Raw genomic sequence first — 18,603 nt, forward strand, 5'->3', positions numbered from 1 at the left:
GAACATCCGTGAACATCGCAAGAGTTCTGCCGTACGGCGTCGCGGCGGCCCTGGCGCTGCCGCTCGCCGGTCTCGGCCAGGGCACCGCACTGGCCGCCACCGACTACCAGGCCGAGGACGCCCTGATCTCGCAGGGCACCGTCGCCACCAACCACACCGGGTACACCGGCACCGGCTTCGTCGACTACACCAACGTCAAGGGCTCCTCCGTGGAGTTCACGGTGAGCGCGGCCTCCGTCGGCACCTCCGCCCTCACCCTGCGGTACGCCAACGGGACCTCCACCGACCGGCCGATGGACATCTCCGTGAACGGCACGGTCGTCGCCTCCGGCGTGTCCTTCCCGGCCACCGCCGACTGGAACACCTGGGCCACCAAGACCGTGAACGTCCCGCTGACCGCGGGCACCGACAAGATCCGGGCCACCGCCACCACGGCCAACGGCGGTCCCAACCTCGACCGCGTCAGCCTCGACGCGGCCGCCGACACCCAGGCCCCGACCCGTCCCGGACAGCCCAGCTGCTCGGACATCGGTGAGAACGGACTCACCCTGGCCTGGGGCGCGTCCACGGACAACGTGGGCGTGAGCGCGTACGACATCTACGAGCACGGCAACAAGATCAGCGAGGCGCCAGGGAGTTCGACCTCCAAGGCGCTGACCGGGCTCACACCGAACACCGACTACAACCTCACGGTGATCGCCCGCGACGCGGCCGGCAACACCTCACCCGCCAGCCCGGTCGTCGACTGCACCACCAAGCCCAGCTCCGACACCACCCCGCCGAGCAAGCCGGGCACGCTGTCCGCGAGCAACGTCACCGCCAACAGCGCCGACCTGAAGTGGGGCGCCTCGAGTGACGACAAGGCGGTGGTCGCCTACGACGTGCGCAGCGACACCACTGTCTACGACACGGTCACCAGCGGCACGTCCACCACGCTCACCGGGCTCGCCTGCAACAGCCCCTACAGCCTGAACGTCGTCGCCCGGGACGCGGCCGGCAACGTCTCCGAGGCCAGCAACACGGTCTCCTTCACCACGAAGGCGTGCGCGACCGACGGCGGAGTGCCGTCCTCGATCGCGACGCTCTCCACCGGCTGGACCATCCCCTGGGGCACCTACTGGATGCCCGACGGCAAGAGCGCGCTGGTCACCGAGCGGGACGACTTCCGGGTCTGGAAGGTCACCAAGGACGGCACGAAGACCCAGGTCGGCACCGTCCCGAACGCCGTCACCACCAACGGCGAGGGCGGACTGCTCGGCGTCGCCGTCGACCCCAAGTGGGACACCAACCACTACGTCTACTTCATGCACACCGCGTCCGAGGGCAACCGGGTGGTGCGCATGACGTATGACGGCACCAAGCTCAGCGACTACAAGATCCTGCTCCAGGGCATCAAGAAGAACCGCTACCACAACGGCGGACGGCTCCTCTTCGGTCCCGACGGCTACCTCTACGTCTCCACCGGCGAGGCCCAGACGCCCGACCTGGCGCAGGACAAGAACTCCCTCAACGGCAAGCTCCTGCGCATGACGACCGACGGCAAGCCCGCCCCCGGCAACCCGTTCGGCAACTACGTCTACAGCCTCGGCCACCGCAACCCGCAGGGCCTCGCCTTCGACCGCAACGGCCGGTTGTGGGAAGCGGAGTTCGGCAACAGCTCCAAGGACGAGCTGAACCTGATCAAGCCGGGCGCCAACTACGGCTGGCCGACCTGCGAGGGCACGTGCAGCGTGTCCGGGATGACCAACCCCAAGGCCACCTGGAACGTCTCGGAGGCCTCCCCGAGCGGTATCGCCATCGTCCGCAACGTCGTCTACATGGCGTCCCTGCGTGGCGAACGGCTGTGGCGGATCCCGATCAACGGCGACAACGAGAGCGTGGGCACGCCGACCGCCTACTACGTGGGCACCTACGGCCGACTGCGGACCGTCACCAAGGTCCCCGGAGCCGATCAGCTCTGGCTGTCGACCACCAACTGCGACAACAACGGCAACCAGCCCGACGGATCGGACAAGATCTTCCGCGTGAGCATCAGCTGATCGGCCGTCAGGCCCGACCCGTGGGCCTCGACGTCGTTGGCGTGGGCGTTCTCGATTGGCCTTGCCCTTCGGCTCCAGGGACGGGGTCAGCCCACCGCGTTCCTCGACGAATAGCTGGGCCAGGATACGGAAACGTGCGGATCGACTCGGCCTGCGAGATCAGGGTGTTGGCGGCCTCCACCGCCCGACGCACCTCAATCTGCAGGTCCGGGTCGCGCACCCGCTCCTCCAGCACCCCGGGGGAGACGCGCTTGCCGCCGGAGCCGGCCGCGTTCGCCGGATACGGCAGCAGCGAGGCCCGCTGGGACCACCAGGAGCAGATCCGCACCTGCTGCTTGCGGGGCGGCTTGCCGGCTGTCGTGCCACGGTGGCTGTGCGATGCCGACCGGTACGCGGTCGTGCAGCCGTACACGCAGTTCGACCCGGCGCTGCTCACCGAGGGCCCGGCGACCTGCACCGCGCCTGGCCGCCCGGTGACGCTCCGCTGGACGCGTCCTCAGTAGATGGTGACGGACACCCCGCACAGGCCGCGTGCGTCCGCCGCGGCCTGCCGCCACATCCGCAGCGGACCGTCCAGGACGCTCTCCTCTGCGTCGCCGTAGCCCAGCCAGTCCTGGTCCGTGGCCTTCGCACGTTCTTCCGCCGTGAAGCCCAGTGCCCGCTCGACAGCAGGAAGCGTCTGGCGCACCTCGGCGGAGGTGAGGAGGAAGTTGCCGCACCAGCCAGGCAGGAGGGCGGCCCGGGCGGGGCCGATGGCGTGGAGAAAAGATCTCAGCGCGTACTCCTTGCTCTGGACCGAAACGAAGATGTCCTCCGCGTCGGTGACCAGGTCCCATACGTGGGTGAGCAGTGAGAAGTCGTCGTCGGGTGACAGGCCGTCGTACATCTTCTGCACGTGCTTCCCGGAAGCGGTCAGGTCCAGGAAGGAGTCCAGTGCGTCCGCCTCTCTTCCGGGGAACTGACCGAAGGGGTTCCGCCAGGTTCGGAAGTCCGGCAGAGGCTCCCGACGCCAGCGTTCCCAGCGTTCTCGAGCGAACGGCTCGTCCCGCTCCGCAGCGATCAGTGGGAGCAGCCGAGGGGCCAAAGCGGTGATGAAGTCATCGTCGTGGGCGCTGATGCACCAGGCCGAGGTGATACCCATGGGAGGACCGTACGAGGCGCCACTGACAAGTGTGAGAGGAGAAGTGACCGGGCGGGGTCCCAGGACACCGCCGTTGCGGCCGGTCCCCGTGTCGTTCCCCGACGCCCCGCCTCGGCGTGGTGCGCGTGTCGGCGGGTGCGGACGGGCAGGATGAAGTCGGCACGTGAGCCTGGGAGTTGGCAGAGTCCGAGTGGTGCCGTGCCGGTGGCATGGGGGAGGGGACAGCGTGGGGCTGGATACACGCACTACACCGGGCGGCGACATGGTCGGTGCGCGGGGACGGTGGGCTCCGGTGGGCGGCCGGTGTCGGGGATGCTGTGTTCCACGGGACGGAGTTCGTCGCTGGTTACGCGGGGCTGCGCTGGGACGTCCCGCCGGCGCCTGTGCGCCGACCCTGCGGTCGCCCGCCGCAACATCGTCCGGCTCAAGCAACCCGACGACCGCCTGGAGAGCACCAGGTGCTGATCGATGCCACCCACCCGGACGCCTGGCCGTCGAGTTGTGAAGGCCTGCCGGGAAGGCGGAGACCGGTGGAACGAGTGAGCGGACCCGTCCTCGCGGGGTGGCCCTCGATGGGGTGCCGGGTCGGGGGCGAGGGGTGCCGGTGCGTCAACGGCCTGGGTCTAGCCGCCGGCACGAACCGCCCAGACGGTCAGGGGGAATCGCCCTCCTCGATGACCACCCTCCGACCATCTGCTCTCCACGGCGAAGCTGCCAGCCCCCTCGCTCACACGACAACCACCTCGCCACGGACCCGGGGTCCCAAGCCTTCCACGCGGGCCTGGCTCAGGGGACAGCACCCTGACCCTCAGAGACCACCAGGGCCCGGCGACCTCCGGTCACCGGGCCCTCAACACGCCATTGTTCACTCACCGGAGTCCCCCTGTATCACGGAGTGAACGACCTGCGGGGACCGGTGAATCCTGGACCATCAGACGGTGTCGCTGTTCCCTGGCGTGATCCGTCCGCGCCATGATCCGGACTCTCCGCCGCGCTTCTCGATGTACTGCTTGAAACGCTTCATGTCTCCGTGGACGCGCCGGTCCAGCGTTCCGAGTATGTCGGCGGCCTTCTCCGCTGCTCCGCTGGGCTCGACCTCCATGGCGAGTTCCACCCGGGTGTGCATGTCGTCGATGCGCTCGAAGCGGACTGTGCCCTTCTGACTCGTGTCGCCGCTGGTGGTACGCCACGTGATGCGGTCGTCGGGCATCTGGTCGACGATTTCGGTGTCGAACTCTCGCCGGACCCCACCGATCTTGGTGGTCCAGTGGTTGTGGCGGTCATCCAGCTGCCTGACTTCCTCGACGCCTTCCATGAAGTCCGGGAATTTCTCGAACTGGGTCCACTGGTTGTAGGCGGTGTGAACAGGCACGTCGACTTCCACCGCTGTCTTGATCATGCTCATCAGTGTGCCTCCGTGTATGGGATCCAGTGCACGTAGCGAGTACCCGGTGTGTCACCACCCACCCACCCGGGCTCCTCACCTTGTCAGCGTGGAGCCTGCCGGACTTGCGTCGGCGAGGGCCCCGGCGCGGGCGGGGCGACCGGGCAGGTCAGACGGAAGTGGAAGGATGCGGGTCACATCGTCAGGCGCTGCAGATCGGAAAACCACTTCAGCGCCGCAGCTGCTTGTACTGGCGTCGGTTCACCAGCCAGCCGATGACCGCGCCGAGGATCAGGGCGATCGCCAGGACGAGCCACAGGGGTGCCACGACGGTGGAGACCCACAGGCGAATGTGCACCTTGGCGGTGTTGACGGCGATGAACCAGACAGCGATCACCGCGAGCAGGGCCGCGGTCACTGTGCGCGCTGTGACGGGGAAGCCCTTCCGCGGATGCGGAGAGGAAGCGTGTTTGTCGGCCATGAAGTCATCGTGCTTCGGGATGCCGTACCGCGCTCGGTGACGTTCGCGATCGACCGACGGGAAGTGATCGGCGGCGGTCCTCTTGCTGTTCGTGTCCCGGCCCGGTGCGGCCGGCGGAGCCTCCCTGGCCGGACGGGAGGCCCGGGGGCCAGCGAGCGGGTGAAGATCGCGGACGTGGCAGTTGGCGTGGTTGTCGGTGCCGACGATCCGGTGCCCGTGGATGCCGTGGCGGCGAAGTCGGCGCGGGCGCGGCGGTGGAACGCCAGGGCGGTCTTGTCGGGGAGGGGCTCGGCAGCGGCCAGGAGCGAGAACTCGCCGACGGCCGAGTGCAGGCGGAGGTATCCGCCCGCGGCGCCGCCGTCTTCGCACCCTGGTGGCCACGGCCGTTGCAGATCACCGGGACCCGGCGACTTTCCGTTGCCAGGCCTGGACACATCGCCGTTCGATCCCTGCAGTCCCCCGTCAGCCGGAAGCCGGCGTCGGCCACGCCGGCCGCTTGTCAGCGCGCGGCGGCAACTCCCCGGCCCGGCACGGTTGTGGGGTGACGAGCAGCTCGCAGGCTGCGCGGCGCCGTCCTCGACGAACTCGCTTTCGCAGACGATGAGATCGGCCACGGCGGTATTTCCGGGTCCAGTCGCTCCAGTCGCTCCAGTCGCTGCACGCCGCATCTCCGGCGCGTCACGGCGCGCTCACAGTCGCGGTGGTCGCTGTGGAGTTCCGCCATGGCGGCGCGCATGAGCCGACACCACATGCGGGCGGCGGCGGAGTAACCGCCGTACGCGATGGCCGCCTCGGCGCCCGTTCAGGTATCCGATCTCGCCGCACCGAAACGCCGACGCTACAAGGCCTGGCCACCACAGCCGGAGGCGCGCTGGGCGAAGTCGCGGCCCCAGGGCTGGTCGTCACACTGTCCGGCGCGGCCTCGGCCATCGCCACCCTGATGTCCTCGCGAACACTGTCGCCCACCCGGCGACCCTGACGCTGGCAGGTCACGCCCGGGCTCATTGCCGTCAGGTGGGCGGGATGACGCCCCCGGTTCCCTGAACGCACACCTGCATCAGGAAGGAGGAGAGCATCAGCCAGGGCACGGTGGTGGACAGCACGAAGAAGGGCACGGTCACCAGATCACCGGCTGCGGCTGCGGCTGCCATGAGCGTACGACGGCACCGCAGCTTCTCGGGAGAGCGCGCCGAGCAAGGCGCCTGCGATCATGGCTCTGTCAGTATCGTGGCGTCGACCCCGGACATGGTGAGATCACCCGCCAGCAGAAGCCTGGTCGGTCCCGGCACCGCCCAGGAGGACATCCGCTGCTGGTGTCCCGTATGCGTTGCCAGAACCACCAGCAGAAGCGTCCTTCAGGCTCGCACGTGCCAGTATCGGCCTTGCCTGAAGCTTTCGCTCGACGTCAGGCCGCCGTTTCCGCAGGTGGTAGGCATGGAAGTGCCGGGGGCAGGAGGTCGGTGTACGGTCGCCGTAGGCCATGGATACGTGGATCCGTGCCTGGCGGACGGGCCGATGGTGCACACGTACCCCAGGAGCGCCCATGTCTCAGCAGACGAACATCGCCGCCCGGACCGCCTTCGCCCAGGCCGTGTCCGACGGCCGTCTCGACGCGTTCGAGCAGATCGTGGCGCGCGGTTCGTTCGACCACGACCCAGGTCCCGGACAGATGCCAGGGCCCGACAGGTACGACGCCCTGTTCGGCGCGTTGCGAGCAGCCTTCCCCGACCTGCACGTGGCGGTGGATCACCTCATGGCCGCCGGCGACGAGTTGGCCTTCGCCTGCACCATCATCGGGACACATAGGGGACAGCTGATGGGACAGCCGCCGACCGGCAAGACGGTCAGCTACCGGGATGTGCAAACCAACCGCTTTGACAGCAACGGCAAGCTCATCGAGCGCTGGGGCCGCAGCGACGGAGGCGGCATGCTCCGCCGACTCGGCCTCGCTGAGATGTGACCTGGCGGGCGTGCGTATCCCGACCGTGGACAGACAAGCGAACAAATGTGGGCCGGCGCGCATGTCACGTCGTAGTGCCCCTCTCATGCTCTACGGCCCTCAGCGCGACGGGTACCGTCGCGACATCCCGAAGGAGACCTGGCGATGAATCTCCCTTCGTACCGAGACTCCAGAAGCGCGACAGCACCGACGCGGGTCTCCGGCCGGGCCAGGAACGCAGCAAGGCTGAGCACGGCCGCAGCCGTCGCGGCGATGCTCCTGGCGGGCTGTGGCGCGGGCACCCCCAAGGCGACCTCGCACTCCACGAGTGGCCCCGGTCTGACGCCCGTCCCGCCCACTGCGCCCACCCGCTCCCACTCGTCCTTCGTTCCGGACCTCACCACCGCCGCCACCGCGTGCACCAACAGTACGAAGCTGGCCGGGTGGTCGAACCGCCGGCTGGCCATGCTGACCATCGCGGTCCCGGTGTCGGAAACCTCGGTGTCCGACGTCACCTCCGAGGTGAGCGCCGGCGCGGGTGGTGTGCTGCTCTTCGGCAGCAAGGCGCCGTCCGACCTCGGCTCACGGCTGAACACACTCAAATCCCATGTGCCGGGTCACCTGGGCCTGTTGGTCATGACCGACGAGGAGGGCGGCGGAATCCAGCGGATGTCGAACCTCGTCGGGTCCCTGCCCTGGGCCTCCTACATGGGCGCGCACTGGACCCCGGCCCAGATTCAGCAGAACGTCACGAAGGTCGCCACCAAGATGGCGGCTGCCCAGGTCAACATGGACCTCGCGCCAGTGGTCGACGTCGACGGCCGGAACGTGGCCCCCAGCAAGACGAACCCCGACGGATGGCGGTCCTTCAGCGGCAGCACCTCTGTGGTGTCCAAGGACGGTGTCGCGTACCTGAACGGGTTGCGTGCCGGGCACGTGATACCTGTCGTCAAGCACTTTCCAGGCCTTGGCGGCTCCAGCTACAACTCCGACTTCGGCCCCGCCCGCACCTTGCCCTGGTCTACCCTGCAGAAGGTAGCCGTCCCGCCGTTCACCGCGGCCATCAAAGCCGGTGCCCCGGCCATCATGGTCGCCAACAACACCGTGCCGGGCCTGGCCACCAAACCGGCGAGCCTGTCACCTACCGTCATCAACTCCGAACTGCGCGGCAAGCTGGGCTTCAAGGGCCTTGTGCTCACGGACTCGCTCAGCGCCAAGGCCATCTCGGCCGCCGGGTTCAGCGTCTCGACGGCCGCCGTCCAAGCCCTGCGCTCCGGCGCCGACATGGTCATGTTCGATCTGAAGGGCAACATCAGCTCCCAGACCTCCTCGATCGCCACGGCGATCACGGATGCGGTGGCCGGCGGACATCTCTCCCGCAGCCGCCTGATCGACGCGGCGGGGCACGTTCTGGCCGTCCGGCACGTCAATCTCTGCTCCTGAGGGCCAGCGTGCGAGTGGCGACTGCGAGCCCTTCTCCGAGGAGGGCGACGTGGCCGATCACTTGCGAACCGGCACCTCACGGCTTGTTCCTCATGGTCGGGCCTGGTCGCGTTCGGCGATGCTCTCGGGCCGCCTGAGCGGTTCCGCCACCGTCATAGCGGGTGGCGGGGCGGGCTTCCGGCTCACCGGGCCATGCGGCCGGCCGGGGCCGGGCCGGTGAGGTGCCGCTGCACGAGCCGGGCAGGACAAGCTCGGGCGGAGGCTGCGAACCACAGGCAGACCGGGCAGGCATGAGCCGGCCGGGGCTCCCCGCCTGCTCCCAGCGCGGCGGAAATCCGCGGCCGACGGCCGAGCGAGACGGAGTTGCGCGTGGGCGGTGGCCAACCAGCCGGGTCCACCGCCGGGCGGCATCCCGCCCTGCCCCCGCTCCACGCCCCTGCCCCCGCCCTGGTCGTTGTAGTGGGCGGGGACACCATGGCCGGCGGTTCAGGGGAGCACGGAGTCGACGCAGCCGCCGTCGACGCGCAGGGCGCTGCCGGTGGTGGCGGAGGCGAGGGGCGAGGCGGAGGTAGACGACCATGTTGGCGATCTCCTCGGGCTCGAGGAGGCGCTGAATGAGGGACTGGGGGCAGTACTTGACCATGAACGCGCGCTGCGCCTTGTCTCGTCTCAAGGCGGTTTGCCGCCGAGGCGTGCGCGGACGAACTCCTCGACTCCACTGGTGTGGCTGGGACCGGCGATGACGGAGTTGACGGTGACGCCGGTGCCGCGGTGTTCTTGGCGAATCCGCGGGAGACGGCGAGCAGCGAGGTCTTCTTCATGCCGTAGTGCATCACCTCGGCAGGGATGACCACGGCGGAGTCGCTGGCGAGGTTGAGGACCCGCCACCAGCCGCGTTCCTTCATGACGGGCAGGTAGGCGCGGATGAGCCGGACGGCGGACAGGACGTTGACCCCGGAGCAGCGGCGCCATTCGGCGTCTTCGATCTCCAACGGGGCGGCGCTGCCGAAGATGCCGAGGTTGTTGACGAGGATGTGGACCGCGGGCACGGTCCTCAGGGCCTCGGCGGTGTCCTGCCCGGTCGCCAGGTCACCCGCTGCTGGCCTCGAGCGTGCGGCGGTGGCCGGCCCACCGCCGTCCGCGGACCGGATCGGCTGGCATCAGCGGCTTGATCCGGTCCCACGTCGCATCAGTGATCAAAAACCGGACAGGCATACCCGATCAACCGGTGAGCGTAGTGACTAAAGAGACCTGCTCTAGTTAGTTCGTACATGTGTTTGTGTGCGGGCGGTGGGGGCTACTCGCCCTCGGGAACAGCCTGCGTCGCATAGAAGACAGCGCCGACGGGACCATGCGGAGACAGAGGGCAAGGGGCTGGTCGCAATGACCGTAGCGACACAGCAGGGCGGTGGGGGCGGTACCAGCGGCCTGTACGACGTTCTGGAACTCATCCTCGACCGCGGGCTGGTGATCGACGCGTTCGTCCGGGTCTCCCTCGTCGGTATCGAGATACTCAAGATCGACATACGCGTTGTGGTCGCCAGCGTTGACACCTACCTCCGCTTCGCCGAGGCGTGCAACCGCCTCGACCTGGAAGCGGGACCGAGCAAGCCGGCCGGGCTCCCGGAGCTCACGGGACAGCTCACGGAGTCCGGCGCCCGCGGCAAGACCAAGGGCGCCCTGTCCGGCGCCGCGGAGACGATCGCCGATGCCTTCCAGAAGGCACGGGAGGAGGGCCGTGAGCGGCAGGGCGAGCGTGGCACACACAGCAGGGGGGAGTGAGGGTGAGATGTCACGCCTACACAATCATCCGCGCCTCGCACTCGCCCTGACCATCACAGCGCGAGATGTGGCCCGGCGCCACCCGGCTGGCTCGCCACCCGGTGCTGCCGGGCGCACGGCTGGCGTCGTCCTGGCGGAACAGAGCCTGGAGCTGTGACCGCATGGGCTGACCGCGTGCCCGTCGGTCTGGCCGTGCACCCGGTCGAGCGGCGGATGTGCCGGGCACGGGGGCGGCGCGCCCGGCGGCCGGGTGCGCCGCCCCACCGGGGCTATTCGGCCCAGGCGCGCTCCAGCAGGGTGCGGAAGGCGGCGGGCTCTCGACCGGTCAGTTCGGCGAGGGTCGGGTCGACGGCGGTGAACTCGCCGTTTCGTGCCGCCGCGAAGATGCTCAGCATCAGGTCGGCGATCGGGGCGGGGGTGCCGTGCGTCAGGGCCTGCTCGCGGAAGGTGTCGCCGGGGACGACGGTGCGGGTGAAGGGCCGCCCGGTGGCCTGGGCCGCTGTCTCGGCGATGGCGTCGAAGTCGAGCGCCGCCGGGCCGGTGAGCGGCGGGGTGGGCCCCTCGAAGCGGCCCTCGTCGGTGAGGATCGCTGCGGTGGCCTCGGCGAGATCGTCGTGGCCGGTCCAGGCGACGGGGCCGTCGGCGGGCAGGGCGATGTCGCCGGTGTGGCGGGCGGGCTCCAGGAACTGCAGGGCGCTGGCGGCGTAGAAGCCGTTGCGCAGCGCGGTCCAGGGCAGACCGGTGGCGCGCAGGAGGTCCTCGGTCTGGGCGTGGTCGCGGCATGCCTGGAAGCGGGAGTCGTGGGCGGCACCCATCTGGCTGGTGTACAGGATGCGGCCGACTCCGGCCTCGACGGCGGCGTCGATCGCGGCGCGGTGTCCGGTGACGCACGCCTCGCCCGTGCGGTCGAGGGAGACGAGCAGCAGCTGCTCGGCGCCTTCGAAGGCGTGGAGGAGCGAGGCGGGGTCGTCGAAGCTGCCCCGCCGGACGCGGACGCCGCGGTCGGCGAGGTCCCGGGCCTTGCGGGGGTCGCGGACGCTGACGCCGACGTGGTTTGCGGGAAGGCGCTCCAGGAGGCGCTCCACGATGCGGCGGCCGAGGTTTCCGGTGGCTCCGGTCACGATGATCACAGGGCTCTCCAATTGATGTTTCCAATGGAATCACTTTGACGATAACACTGAAACTAACGTTGGAAGCAAGCCTGCGATATCATCGATACATGCCTGTCCGTCACACCACCGAAGACCCCCGTCGGCGCATCGTCGAGGCGGCCGTCGAACTGCTGGAGAGCGGTGGTCCCGACGCGGTGAGCACCCGCGCGGTCGCCGCCGCGGCCGGGATGCAGCCGCCGGCCATCTACCGCTACTTCGGCGACAAGGACGGGCTGCTGGAGGCGGTCGCCGAACACGGCTATGCGCAGTTCCTGCAGACCAAGCGCGCGCAGCTCGACCCGGCCCCCAAGGACCCGGTGGAAGAACTGCGCCGCGCCTGGGACATGGTGGTGGAGTTCGGCGTCTCGCGCCCGGAACTGTTCGCCTTGATGAACAGGGCCACCGGCTCGGGGTCGGACGCGGCGCACCGCGCGGGCCTGGACATCCTCCGCGGCCGGGTGCGTCGGCTCGCGGCCGCGGGATGGCTGCGGGTCGACGAGGAACTGGCCGCCCAGATCATCCAGGCGACCGGCCAGGGCGCGGTCACCACCTGGCACTCCACCCCCGCGGAACGCCGCAATCCCGCGCTGCTGACCGTCCTTCGCGAGTCCATGATCGCTGCCGTCACCCGTGCCGAACCGCTGGTCCCCAGAGAGGAGTCCGGCCCCGCCGCGGCGGCCCGCGCGCTGCACGCCGCCCTCTGCGACGACGTCGAGGTCCTCAGCGCTGCCGAGCAGTGCCTGCTGCGCGAATGGCTCGCCCGCCTGGCGGCGGACACGCCGCAGGCGTGATCCGTCCTCAGCCGCCCCGGACAGGCCGAGGGCCGCGGGCGACGAGGACCACGGCCAGCGACAGCGACTTCGTCGTCAGCGACGAACAACTGAGACTGATCAGCGAGCATGGCGGCCAGAGGCGCGGTCTCGGCCGGCTGGCACCGTTACTGTCACCGGGGCGGCCGTCACCGTCGCGGCCGCGGTCGCAGGGCGGGCTGTCGATGCCGGCAGTGTCTGGTACAGATCCCTGTGCAAGCCCGTCCGGCAGCCACTGCCTGGGCGTTCGGGTGCCGCCTGGACACCGTTGTACGCCACGATCGCCTACGCCGGCGGCCGAGCGCTGGGCGGCTCCTGCGAGCGGCGCGAGCGAGTGCACCTGGCCGCGAGCCTGGCAGCCCACCTCACCTTGAATGCCGGACGGAGCCGGCTGTTTTTCCGCCTGCGCAGTCCCAGGGCCGGTCTTGTCAGCACACTACTGCTCGGCCTGGGCGATGGGGGAGCTGATGCGTCGAACCGCGCGAACCGACTGCAGGGCAGCCAAGATCCTGCTGCCCTGCACGCATGGTGCCTATTCGCCACGGCACTGAGCGCGGCCCTCGCCCGGCACCACCATGGGGCCATGACGGTGTCGAGGTGCGGCAGGGCCTGAGCGAAAGCTCACCGGCAGGCCTCGCGCCGGTACATGTTCGCGTTGCCGTTTGCTGGGCAGACGGGATGAGCAGGTGCTCGGGCTGGAGGAGAGACGTGGCGCAGGATCCATCACTGAGGGCAGTCGGATGGGCGCGATCGCTGCCTTTGAGCAGCGGTGTGAAGGCCGCCCGGGACTGGACCCGCGCGCATCTGGCCGATCTCGGCTGGGAGCGGAGGGCACCGGATCTGGTGGACTCCGTGGTGCTGGCCGTGTCCGAGCTGGTCACCAACGCCCATCTTCATGCCGGCAGCACCGCGCAGCTCATCCTCACCTGGGACGAGGAATGCCTGCACGTCACTGTGCATGACCCCTCCAGCCGGCTGCCTGAACGGCGCGGGGCGAGTGACAGCGCCGTGGGCGGGCGCGGGCTGTTCCTGGTCGATGCCCTTGCCGATCGCTGGCAGGCCCGCCGTTGCCCCCACGGCAAAGACGTCACCGCCTGTTTCCGACCGCCCAAGCCCGCCCGGCCGTCCTGAGCCGCTCCGGCGAAGCACCCCCTGGCCGGGGACCCGGCCTTCTCGCCCGGCACCGCAGTCACGGGCCGCCCCGGGCCGGCCCTTGGCGCCTCTGTGCCCACGCCCGGAAAGCAAGTGCAGGATGACCAGCCGACCGACACCGGCGGCCAAGCAGAGTTTCCGCCAGGTGGCGGCCGGTGAGGTGCCGGCTCCAGCGTGGCTGCCCGACGGCTACGAGCCCGGCGGATACGGCGCCGTCGCGGTCCGTGGCGCCGAGGAGACGGTAGTGTCGCCTGTCCTGGCCATGACGGTGCTCGTGCGGACGAAGCCCCCGTGCCGGGCCTGCCTCCACATGGTGAGGCGTCCTCCGCCGTTGCAGTCGCCGCGCGAGCACGTCAGCGAACGCGAGCCCCCGTGGACGGAGCGCTCCTGTACGCAGAACCTGGTGCAGGTGGAGTTGTCGTCCTCGCCATGACCGGTGAGGCGGATCGGCTTGCCTACGTCTACGGTGCGCGGGGCCCGCCGCGCAGCAGATGTCGGCCTTCGCCCAGGCCGAGGGGCCGGCCAGGACGATCGCGGAGATGCCGACGCCGGCGACGACAGCGGCCCGTACGAGCGGTGACGAGGGCTGGACGTCCGTTTCCCTTCGCTGAAAGAGACGGTCGGATGGACTGGGCAGCGGCCCGAGCAGCTGTCCCCGCTGGCCAAGGCCAGTACCGCGCGTGTGCTCAGTCCGTCTGGCGATGAAGAGGGCGGACCAGAGCCTTCGTCGCGCCTGCCACCGCGCAGCCTGCCGTCGGCCTTGTCACCGTTGCGCAACAGGCCCGGTCAGTGGCGTAGTTCGCTGCCTGCGCCTGCGCCTGCGTCTTCGCTGGTTCTGAACTGCCCGCGGGGACAACGGTGGCACCGGCGGTCTGGTGGCGGTGCTGCCGAAGGGCGCCGGGAGCCAGACGAAGAGCACGGCGCTGATGGAGACGGCGGCGTGGGCGTTCCCTGGTAAGTGAACGGTGAGAAGCGATAGGTGATCCGGATTTCGGCACCAAGTGATCTAGGCTTCAAGGGACTTGACGATGAGCAGGCCGGGCGATGACGCTTCCTTTACCATTTTGTTGGTGTGCGTCGGGTACGGCCACGGAAGGAGCGCAGTGCCTCCCGTACGCCCGGATCGCCGTTCTTTCATAGTCGGAGGCCTCGCAGCCGCCGCAGCCGCCGTTCCCCTGTCGGTGCCCACGTCCGCGGTGGCGGCCGGTCTCATCCCCATCCGGCTGGCCGGGCCGTCCGGTCCCGCCCCGGTGGGCGGCGTAGAGCTGCATCTGGTCGACCCGTCGCGGACCGACCCCTGGTCGGGGCAGCCTCGCGAGGTGATGGTGACCGTGACGTACCCGGCCGCCGACGTACGTGACCGTGCGGTGCTGCCCTGGCTGCCGGCGGGTGCCGAGCGGGCCCTGAAAGCCCGCTTCGGGGGAGCGGTGGACGGTTACGCGCTTCCGGAGACCCACAGCGCGGACCGAGCGCCGGTGCGGCCGGGTCGCCGGCCGGTACTGCTCCACTCTCCGGGATACGCCTCGGACCGCACGTTCAACACACTGGTCATCGAGGAACTGGCGTCCTGGGGCTATGTGGTGGTCGCGGTCGACCATCCCTACGACTCTGGCGAGGTGGAGTTCCCGGACGGCCGCGTGGTCGTCAACCGCCCCGACGACGCGAGCGACGAGGCCCGCACGGCAGCGGTCGCCGTGCGCGCCGCCGATCTGCGATTCGTCCTCGACCAGCTGACCGTGCTCGAGCAGGGCGGCAACCCCGACGCCGAGGGGCGTCCACTCCCGCGCGGGCTGCGCGGGACGCTCGACCTCACACGGGTGGGCGCCTTCGGGCACTCGCGGGGCGGCGCCGCGTCGGCGGCGATGATGCATCTGGACCAGCGGGTGCGGGCCGGCGTCGATCTGGACGGCGCGCTGTACGGGCCGGTGGTCGAGGACGGCCTCGCCCGGCCGTTCCTGCTGATGGACACAGCGGTCCACGACGGGCTGAACGAGGACGGGTCCTGGCCACCGTTCTGGGCGCACCTGAGCGACTGGCACCGCTGCCTGCGCCTCGCGGACGCCGACCACAACTGCTTCACCGACATTGTGGCCATCGCCCCGCAACTGCCCGAGGCGGTGCGTAAGACGCTGCAGATCGGAGCGATTCCCGCCGATCGCGCGGTGGCTGCCGTACGGGCGACCATGCGAGCCTTCTTCGACCTCCACCTGCGCGGCCGCCCGGACACCGGGCATCTGCTGTGGGGTGCTTCGCCGCGCTACCCCGAGATCGATTACATCGCCGGCTAGTGCCGCGACCGGGATGGTTCGCCGGGTTGACGTCCGCGTCAACCCAGGCCATCCGTCTTGACAGGGAGTGCGATCACATAAGTTGTGGCTCCTCGAAGAGGCAGGTGAAGGAGTGACAGTGGGCGAAAATTCCCAGGTGACAGCGCTCGCGAAAGTTTTACCAACGACGCACGGCGTGGATGAGCGGATCGACTGGAGTGCGGTCGAGGAGATCTGGGGGAGCGGGTTTCCGGCGGACTATGTCGCCTTCATGGAGGCGTACGGGGCAGGCAGCGTCAGCAGGGAAGTTGGAATACTGTTGCCCGTTCCGCGATCCGACGCTTATTCGGACGGGTCCGGCCTGCGGCAGGAGACAGCCAACGCCCGCGGCACATGGGAAATGCTCGGTGGTAGAGCGGCCCTGGACGTGGACCCCGATTCCATCGTGGCGTGGGGTGTCACGAGCGGCGCAGACATCTACTGCTGGCTGACCACTGCCGACGATCCCGACCGATGGCCCGTGCTCGTATGCGGTCGGCACACGAATCCCACCTTCCAGGTCCATCCTTTCGGGATGGCGGAGTTCCTGCGCAGACTGCTCACCGATGATGAATTCCAGGAGGAGACGATCAGTGTCGTCCTTCCAAAGGAGCACACTTTCGTCAACTGGCGTGAGCAGAAGCGTCGCTTGGAGGCGGACCTGGACCCCACCACGGGCGAACGCTGGTATTAGCAGCTTCAGGGGCCTGACAGGGCGGCGGGCGGCGGCCAATCGCTCTCACCAGCAATGATCACTGGGCAGTCAGGCTGCGAGGGGGCGTCCGCCCCAGCGGATGCCCTTCTCGCTGCGGATGCGGGCGCGTTCCTTGCGCTGGGCGGCGAGCACGTCGGGGCGGCGGCCGTTGGCGTTCCGCCAGCGCAGGTAGCGGTGCAGGACCCGGATCTGCGCGGGATGACTGCGATGGTTCCAGTTGGCCAGGTGCAGGGGGCGGACTGGCCGCCGAGGGCCTGGTGGTAGCGCCGGGTCACCCTCCTGCGCCCGCTCTCGCTCCAGTAGTCCGGGTACGAAGCCGGTGCGGCCCGGCTCCTCCGGGGCCTCCGCGATCCACGCCTCGCGGCTCCCGGGCGGGAAGCTGCCGGAGCGCCCGCGGGCTCCGGCAACGACGACGGCCAGGTCTGGGCCACCGTGCGCTGGATCGTCAGGGACGGCTCGGTGCCCACGAGGCTTGCGAAGATCTTTCCGGGCGGCCCCTGCGGACAGCAGGTTCACCGTCTGGACGGACCGCACCGGGCGGATCGTCTCTTCGCCGCCCAGTGGCGCAGGGGCGACGCTCCCCGTGGCTTTGACCGGTGCTCTCGTGGCACCGCTCGCCGGTGTGGCGGTCTGGGCCGCGCCGGAGGCCGGCTGATCCTGAACGGTTCCTGCGGCGCCGCCTGGCCGAATGGGATCAGGAATGGAAGCGGATCGGCCCGAGTGGCGGAATCCGAACGGGGGCAAGGGGTGGCGTCGACGGCTGTCGCTGACTGCGAATGCCACCGAGCGTTCGTTCATAAACTGCCGGCGGCGGGTCATGCCGTGTCGCGGCGGTGAGACGGCAGTCCACACCCACGACGCCTTCCACGCCCCGGACCAGGCGCATGGCAACGTCGACCCGAGCGGATTCCCCGACACGCCCGGTCAGGGTCGCGACGCCCTCGGTGACCGTCACGTGTATGGGCTCGATCGGCGCAGGGAAGAGGACGTCGACGATGTCACGACGGATCTCGTCAGCGAGTTCGTCGTCCGGACGAAGGAAGACCTTCGCAGGTCCCCGCGGCTGACCACGCCTTCAGGGACGCCCCCGGAGCTCACCACGGGTAGCCGTTTGACGTGCCGCAGGGCCATAGACGGGCTTTGCCGGGCACTGCGGTTTCATCCGACCAACTGACGCGGGCACCATCGGGTCGAAGCCGGGGTCGGCTCGGGCGGTCGCCAGGGCGGCCTGGCGGTCTGGCTCACCCATGAACAGGCTGACCGGAAGATCGGCTGGGCCGACGATCACGGCGTGTGGTCTGCAGGAGTCACGGTCCTGCATCGCCCAGTGACGGATCAATTCCAGGTTAGAAGGAATCCAGATCGCGAACCAGGGCGCGAGCCGGCTACCGACACGCCAGGCGTCAGCCGGGCGGATCGGCCGGCCCGCAGGGCCTGGCGGGCAGCGATCCTCGACCTGGCCCGCAGGGACACTCTTCGGAAACCGCGTGGTCAGGTGTGGTGCTCGGAGGCTTTCGCGACCTGCTTGAGCGCGGATGCCGTGACGGGGTCACCGACCTTCGCGGGTTGTTCGTGAGTGTGGCGTCCGGGATGATCATGGTGAAAATGGGACGGTGCCAGTCGGTCGCCGGGACCATAGCGCTCCGTGCCGGTGGCTTCCGAGGGGGCGGTGCCGCGGTCCGCCATCGCGGGCCGCGCCCCGGTTTCCGCCATGTCGCCCTGCGGGCTTGGGATCGCGTCGTCCTCTGCTGTGTCGACGCGTGCGTCTCCTGGGGGACGCGGTTGGGTGAGCCATGCGACAGCCGCACCGGTGGCTGCCAGGGGCCATTCCACCACCCCGGCGACGCCGAGCACCCCGGCCCCGGTGTAGACCGCCATCCGGCGGCCGCGCGGAGAGATGGCTCCGATCCAGTCCAGTGCGCTGTCGGCGGCCTTGCTCACCTGCTTCACTCCGGGCAAGCGGCTGAGCATCGAGCCGACGGCCTGCCATGGCTGACGAAGATCCGATGAACCCGCTTGGACCTGGCTCATATCGAACTCCCTCCGCGCGTCTAGCAGAGTTGCCAGTTTCGGAGTTCCCCGATGTCACGCCGTCAAGCCGTGTGGGGGTAGTGGCCGGGTGTCCCGAGTGCCCTGTTTCGCATCGCTCACCTTTCGCGGCCAGCGGTCGCGCTGCGGTGACGGAGATGTTCGCCCTACGCGGCTGTATGCGTCCGAATCCGGCTGTGTGCGTTCCCGACGGGCTGAGGAGAAGCCGCCGC

The 18,603-nt window shown here is 69.5% G+C and carries 18 protein-coding genes and 4 pseudogenes; 11 read left to right on the forward strand and 11 right to left on the reverse strand.

From position 1 onward, the window contains the following. The first annotated feature begins 8 nt into the window (after positions 1-8). Entirely contained in the window at positions 9-2,039 is a 2,031-nt protein-coding gene (locus tag OG956_RS36255) for a PQQ-dependent sugar dehydrogenase (protein WP_330342269.1), read from the forward strand. Positions 2,040-2,062: 23 nt separating this feature from the next. Here OG956_RS36255 and OG956_RS36260 read toward each other — a convergent pair. Next, positions 2,063-2,301: pseudogene (locus OG956_RS36260) on the reverse strand (long-chain fatty acid--CoA ligase); the annotation flags it as partial. On the opposite strand from OG956_RS36260, the gene OG956_RS36265 reads away from it, so the two are divergent. Then, positions 2,291-2,542, forward strand: a complete 252-nt coding sequence (locus OG956_RS36265; RefSeq protein WP_330343063.1) for a hypothetical protein — start codon at positions 2,291-2,293, stop codon at positions 2,540-2,542. The pseudogene OG956_RS36260 and the gene OG956_RS36265 sit on opposite strands and share 11 nt — an antisense overlap. Here OG956_RS36265 and OG956_RS36270 read toward each other — a convergent pair. From OG956_RS36270 to OG956_RS36290, 4 genes are all read right to left on the reverse strand, one after another. Beyond that, a complete protein-coding gene (locus tag OG956_RS36270) occupies positions 2,536-3,180 on the reverse strand; it encodes a hypothetical protein (protein ID WP_330342270.1) in 645 nt (214 codons plus the stop codon). The two genes, OG956_RS36265 and OG956_RS36270, sit on opposite strands and share 7 nt — an antisense overlap. Positions 3,181-4,111: 931 nt before the next feature. Then, the gene (locus tag OG956_RS36275; RefSeq protein WP_330342271.1) at positions 4,112-4,585 is read right to left on the reverse strand and encodes an SRPBCC family protein; all 474 of its coding nucleotides are present in this window, start codon (positions 4,583-4,585) and stop codon (positions 4,112-4,114) included. A 208-nt stretch (positions 4,586-4,793) separates the two neighbouring features. Beyond that, positions 4,794-5,045, reverse strand: a complete 252-nt coding sequence (locus tag OG956_RS36280; protein WP_330343039.1) for a LapA family protein — start codon at positions 5,043-5,045, stop codon at positions 4,794-4,796. A gap of 1,010 nt (positions 5,046-6,055) precedes the next feature. Next, on the reverse strand, positions 6,056-6,196 hold the full coding sequence (locus OG956_RS36290) for a hypothetical protein (protein WP_330342272.1): 141 nt from the start codon (positions 6,194-6,196) through the stop codon (positions 6,056-6,058). A gap of 392 nt (positions 6,197-6,588) precedes the next feature. On the opposite strand from OG956_RS36290, the gene OG956_RS36295 reads away from it, so the two are divergent. Together OG956_RS36295 and OG956_RS36300 are read left to right on the forward strand one after the other, a co-directional pair. Next, complete coding sequence (locus OG956_RS36295) at positions 6,589-7,005, forward strand: ester cyclase (protein WP_330342273.1); 417 nt, start codon at positions 6,589-6,591, stop codon at positions 7,003-7,005. A 144-nt stretch (positions 7,006-7,149) separates the two neighbouring features. Beyond that, positions 7,150-8,427 (forward strand): glycoside hydrolase family 3 N-terminal domain-containing protein, encoded by a 1,278-nt coding sequence (locus OG956_RS36300; protein WP_330342274.1) that lies wholly within the window; start codon positions 7,150-7,152, stop codon positions 8,425-8,427. A gap of 486 nt (positions 8,428-8,913) precedes the next feature. Here the strand turns inward: OG956_RS36300 and OG956_RS36305 are convergent. Next, positions 8,914-9,527 (reverse strand): annotated as a pseudogene (locus OG956_RS36305) (SDR family NAD(P)-dependent oxidoreductase); the annotation flags it as partial. A 1-nt stretch (position 9,528) separates the two neighbouring features. After that, positions 9,529-9,642 (reverse strand): annotated as a pseudogene (locus OG956_RS36310) (IS5/IS1182 family transposase); the annotation flags it as partial. A 168-nt stretch (positions 9,643-9,810) separates the two neighbouring features. Between OG956_RS36310 and OG956_RS36315 the strand changes: the two are divergent. Beyond that, positions 9,811-10,209, forward strand: coding sequence for a gas vesicle structural protein GvpA (locus OG956_RS36315; RefSeq protein ID WP_330342275.1), 399 nt, complete (start codon positions 9,811-9,813; stop codon positions 10,207-10,209). A 269-nt stretch (positions 10,210-10,478) separates the two neighbouring features. Here the strand turns inward: OG956_RS36315 and OG956_RS36320 are convergent, their stop codons facing one another. After that, positions 10,479-11,339, reverse strand: coding sequence for an SDR family oxidoreductase (locus OG956_RS36320; protein WP_330342276.1), 861 nt, complete (start codon positions 11,337-11,339; stop codon positions 10,479-10,481). Positions 11,340-11,428: 89 nt separating this feature from the next. Here OG956_RS36320 and OG956_RS36325 point away from each other — a divergent pair, with 89 nt between their 5' ends. The 6 genes from OG956_RS36325 to OG956_RS36345 all read left to right on the forward strand — a co-directional run bounded on the left by OG956_RS36325 (position 11,429) and on the right by OG956_RS36345 (position 16,321). Then, a complete protein-coding gene (locus OG956_RS36325; protein WP_330342277.1) occupies positions 11,429-12,151 on the forward strand; it encodes a TetR/AcrR family transcriptional regulator in 723 nt (240 codons plus the stop codon). Next, on the forward strand, positions 12,087-12,782 hold the full coding sequence (locus OG956_RS40330; RefSeq protein WP_443065703.1) for a TspO/MBR family protein: 696 nt from the start codon (positions 12,087-12,089) through the stop codon (positions 12,780-12,782). Before OG956_RS36325 ends, OG956_RS40330 begins: the two co-directional genes overlap by 65 nt. A gap of 95 nt (positions 12,783-12,877) precedes the next feature. After that, positions 12,878-13,300 (forward strand): ATP-binding protein, encoded by a 423-nt coding sequence (locus OG956_RS36330; protein ID WP_330342278.1) that lies wholly within the window; start codon positions 12,878-12,880, stop codon positions 13,298-13,300. 121 nt (positions 13,301-13,421) lie between these two features. Beyond that, positions 13,422-13,754 carry a hypothetical protein gene (locus tag OG956_RS36335; protein WP_330342279.1) on the forward strand — a complete coding sequence of 111 codons (333 nt, stop codon included), beginning with the start codon at positions 13,422-13,424 and terminating at the stop codon, positions 13,752-13,754. Between the two features lie 748 nt (positions 13,755-14,502). Further along, positions 14,503-15,609: an alpha/beta hydrolase family protein gene (locus OG956_RS36340; protein WP_330342280.1), complete on the forward strand. Its 1,107-nt coding sequence runs from the start codon at positions 14,503-14,505 to the stop codon at positions 15,607-15,609. Between the two features lie 118 nt (positions 15,610-15,727). Continuing rightward, positions 15,728-16,321, forward strand: a complete 594-nt coding sequence (locus tag OG956_RS36345; protein ID WP_330342281.1) for an SMI1/KNR4 family protein — start codon at positions 15,728-15,730, stop codon at positions 16,319-16,321. A 69-nt stretch (positions 16,322-16,390) separates the two neighbouring features. Here OG956_RS36345 and OG956_RS36350 read toward each other — a convergent pair. The 3 genes and pseudogenes from OG956_RS36350 to OG956_RS36360 all read right to left on the reverse strand — a co-directional run. Then, a pseudogene (locus OG956_RS36350) lies at positions 16,391-16,537 on the reverse strand (integrase); the annotation flags it as partial. Between the two features lie 499 nt (positions 16,538-17,036). Further along, a complete protein-coding gene (locus OG956_RS36355) occupies positions 17,037-17,351 on the reverse strand; it encodes a BON domain-containing protein (RefSeq protein ID WP_443065704.1) in 315 nt (104 codons plus the stop codon). A gap of 482 nt (positions 17,352-17,833) precedes the next feature. After that, entirely contained in the window at positions 17,834-18,373 is a 540-nt protein-coding gene (locus OG956_RS36360; RefSeq protein ID WP_330342282.1) for a hypothetical protein, read from the reverse strand. Positions 18,374-18,603: the final 230 nt, after the last annotated feature.

This window comes from Streptomyces sp. NBC_00557 (assembly GCF_036345995.1).
In the GTDB taxonomy this organism is placed as follows: Bacteria; Actinomycetota; Actinomycetes; order Streptomycetales; family Streptomycetaceae; genus Streptomyces.

What these genes read in the sequence shown, in the direction of transcription:
- OG956_RS36270 (WP_330342270.1), bottom strand. Translation starts at nt 3,180, where the DNA reads ATGGGTATCACCTCGGCCTGGTGCATCAGCGCCCACGACGATGACTTC.
- OG956_RS36275 (WP_330342271.1), bottom strand. Translation starts at nt 4,585, where the DNA reads ATGAGCATGATCAAGACAGCGGTGGAAGTCGACGTGCCTGTTCACACC.
- OG956_RS36280 (WP_330343039.1), bottom strand. Translation starts at nt 5,045, where the DNA reads ATGGCCGACAAACACGCTTCCTCTCCGCATCCGCGGAAGGGCTTCCCC.
- OG956_RS36290 (WP_330342272.1), bottom strand. Translation starts at nt 6,196, where the DNA reads ATGGCAGCCGCAGCCGCAGCCGGTGATCTGGTGACCGTGCCCTTCTTC.
- OG956_RS36295 (WP_330342273.1), top strand. Translation starts at nt 6,589, where the DNA reads ATGTCTCAGCAGACGAACATCGCCGCCCGGACCGCCTTCGCCCAGGCC.
- OG956_RS36300 (WP_330342274.1), top strand. Translation starts at nt 7,150, where the DNA reads ATGAATCTCCCTTCGTACCGAGACTCCAGAAGCGCGACAGCACCGACG.
- OG956_RS36315 (WP_330342275.1), top strand. Translation starts at nt 9,811, where the DNA reads ATGACCGTAGCGACACAGCAGGGCGGTGGGGGCGGTACCAGCGGCCTG.
- OG956_RS36325 (WP_330342277.1), top strand. Translation starts at nt 11,429, where the DNA reads ATGCCTGTCCGTCACACCACCGAAGACCCCCGTCGGCGCATCGTCGAG.
- OG956_RS36335 (WP_330342279.1), top strand. Translation starts at nt 13,422, where the DNA reads ATGACCAGCCGACCGACACCGGCGGCCAAGCAGAGTTTCCGCCAGGTG.
- OG956_RS36360 (WP_330342282.1), bottom strand. Translation starts at nt 18,373, where the DNA reads ATGAGCCAGGTCCAAGCGGGTTCATCGGATCTTCGTCAGCCATGGCAG.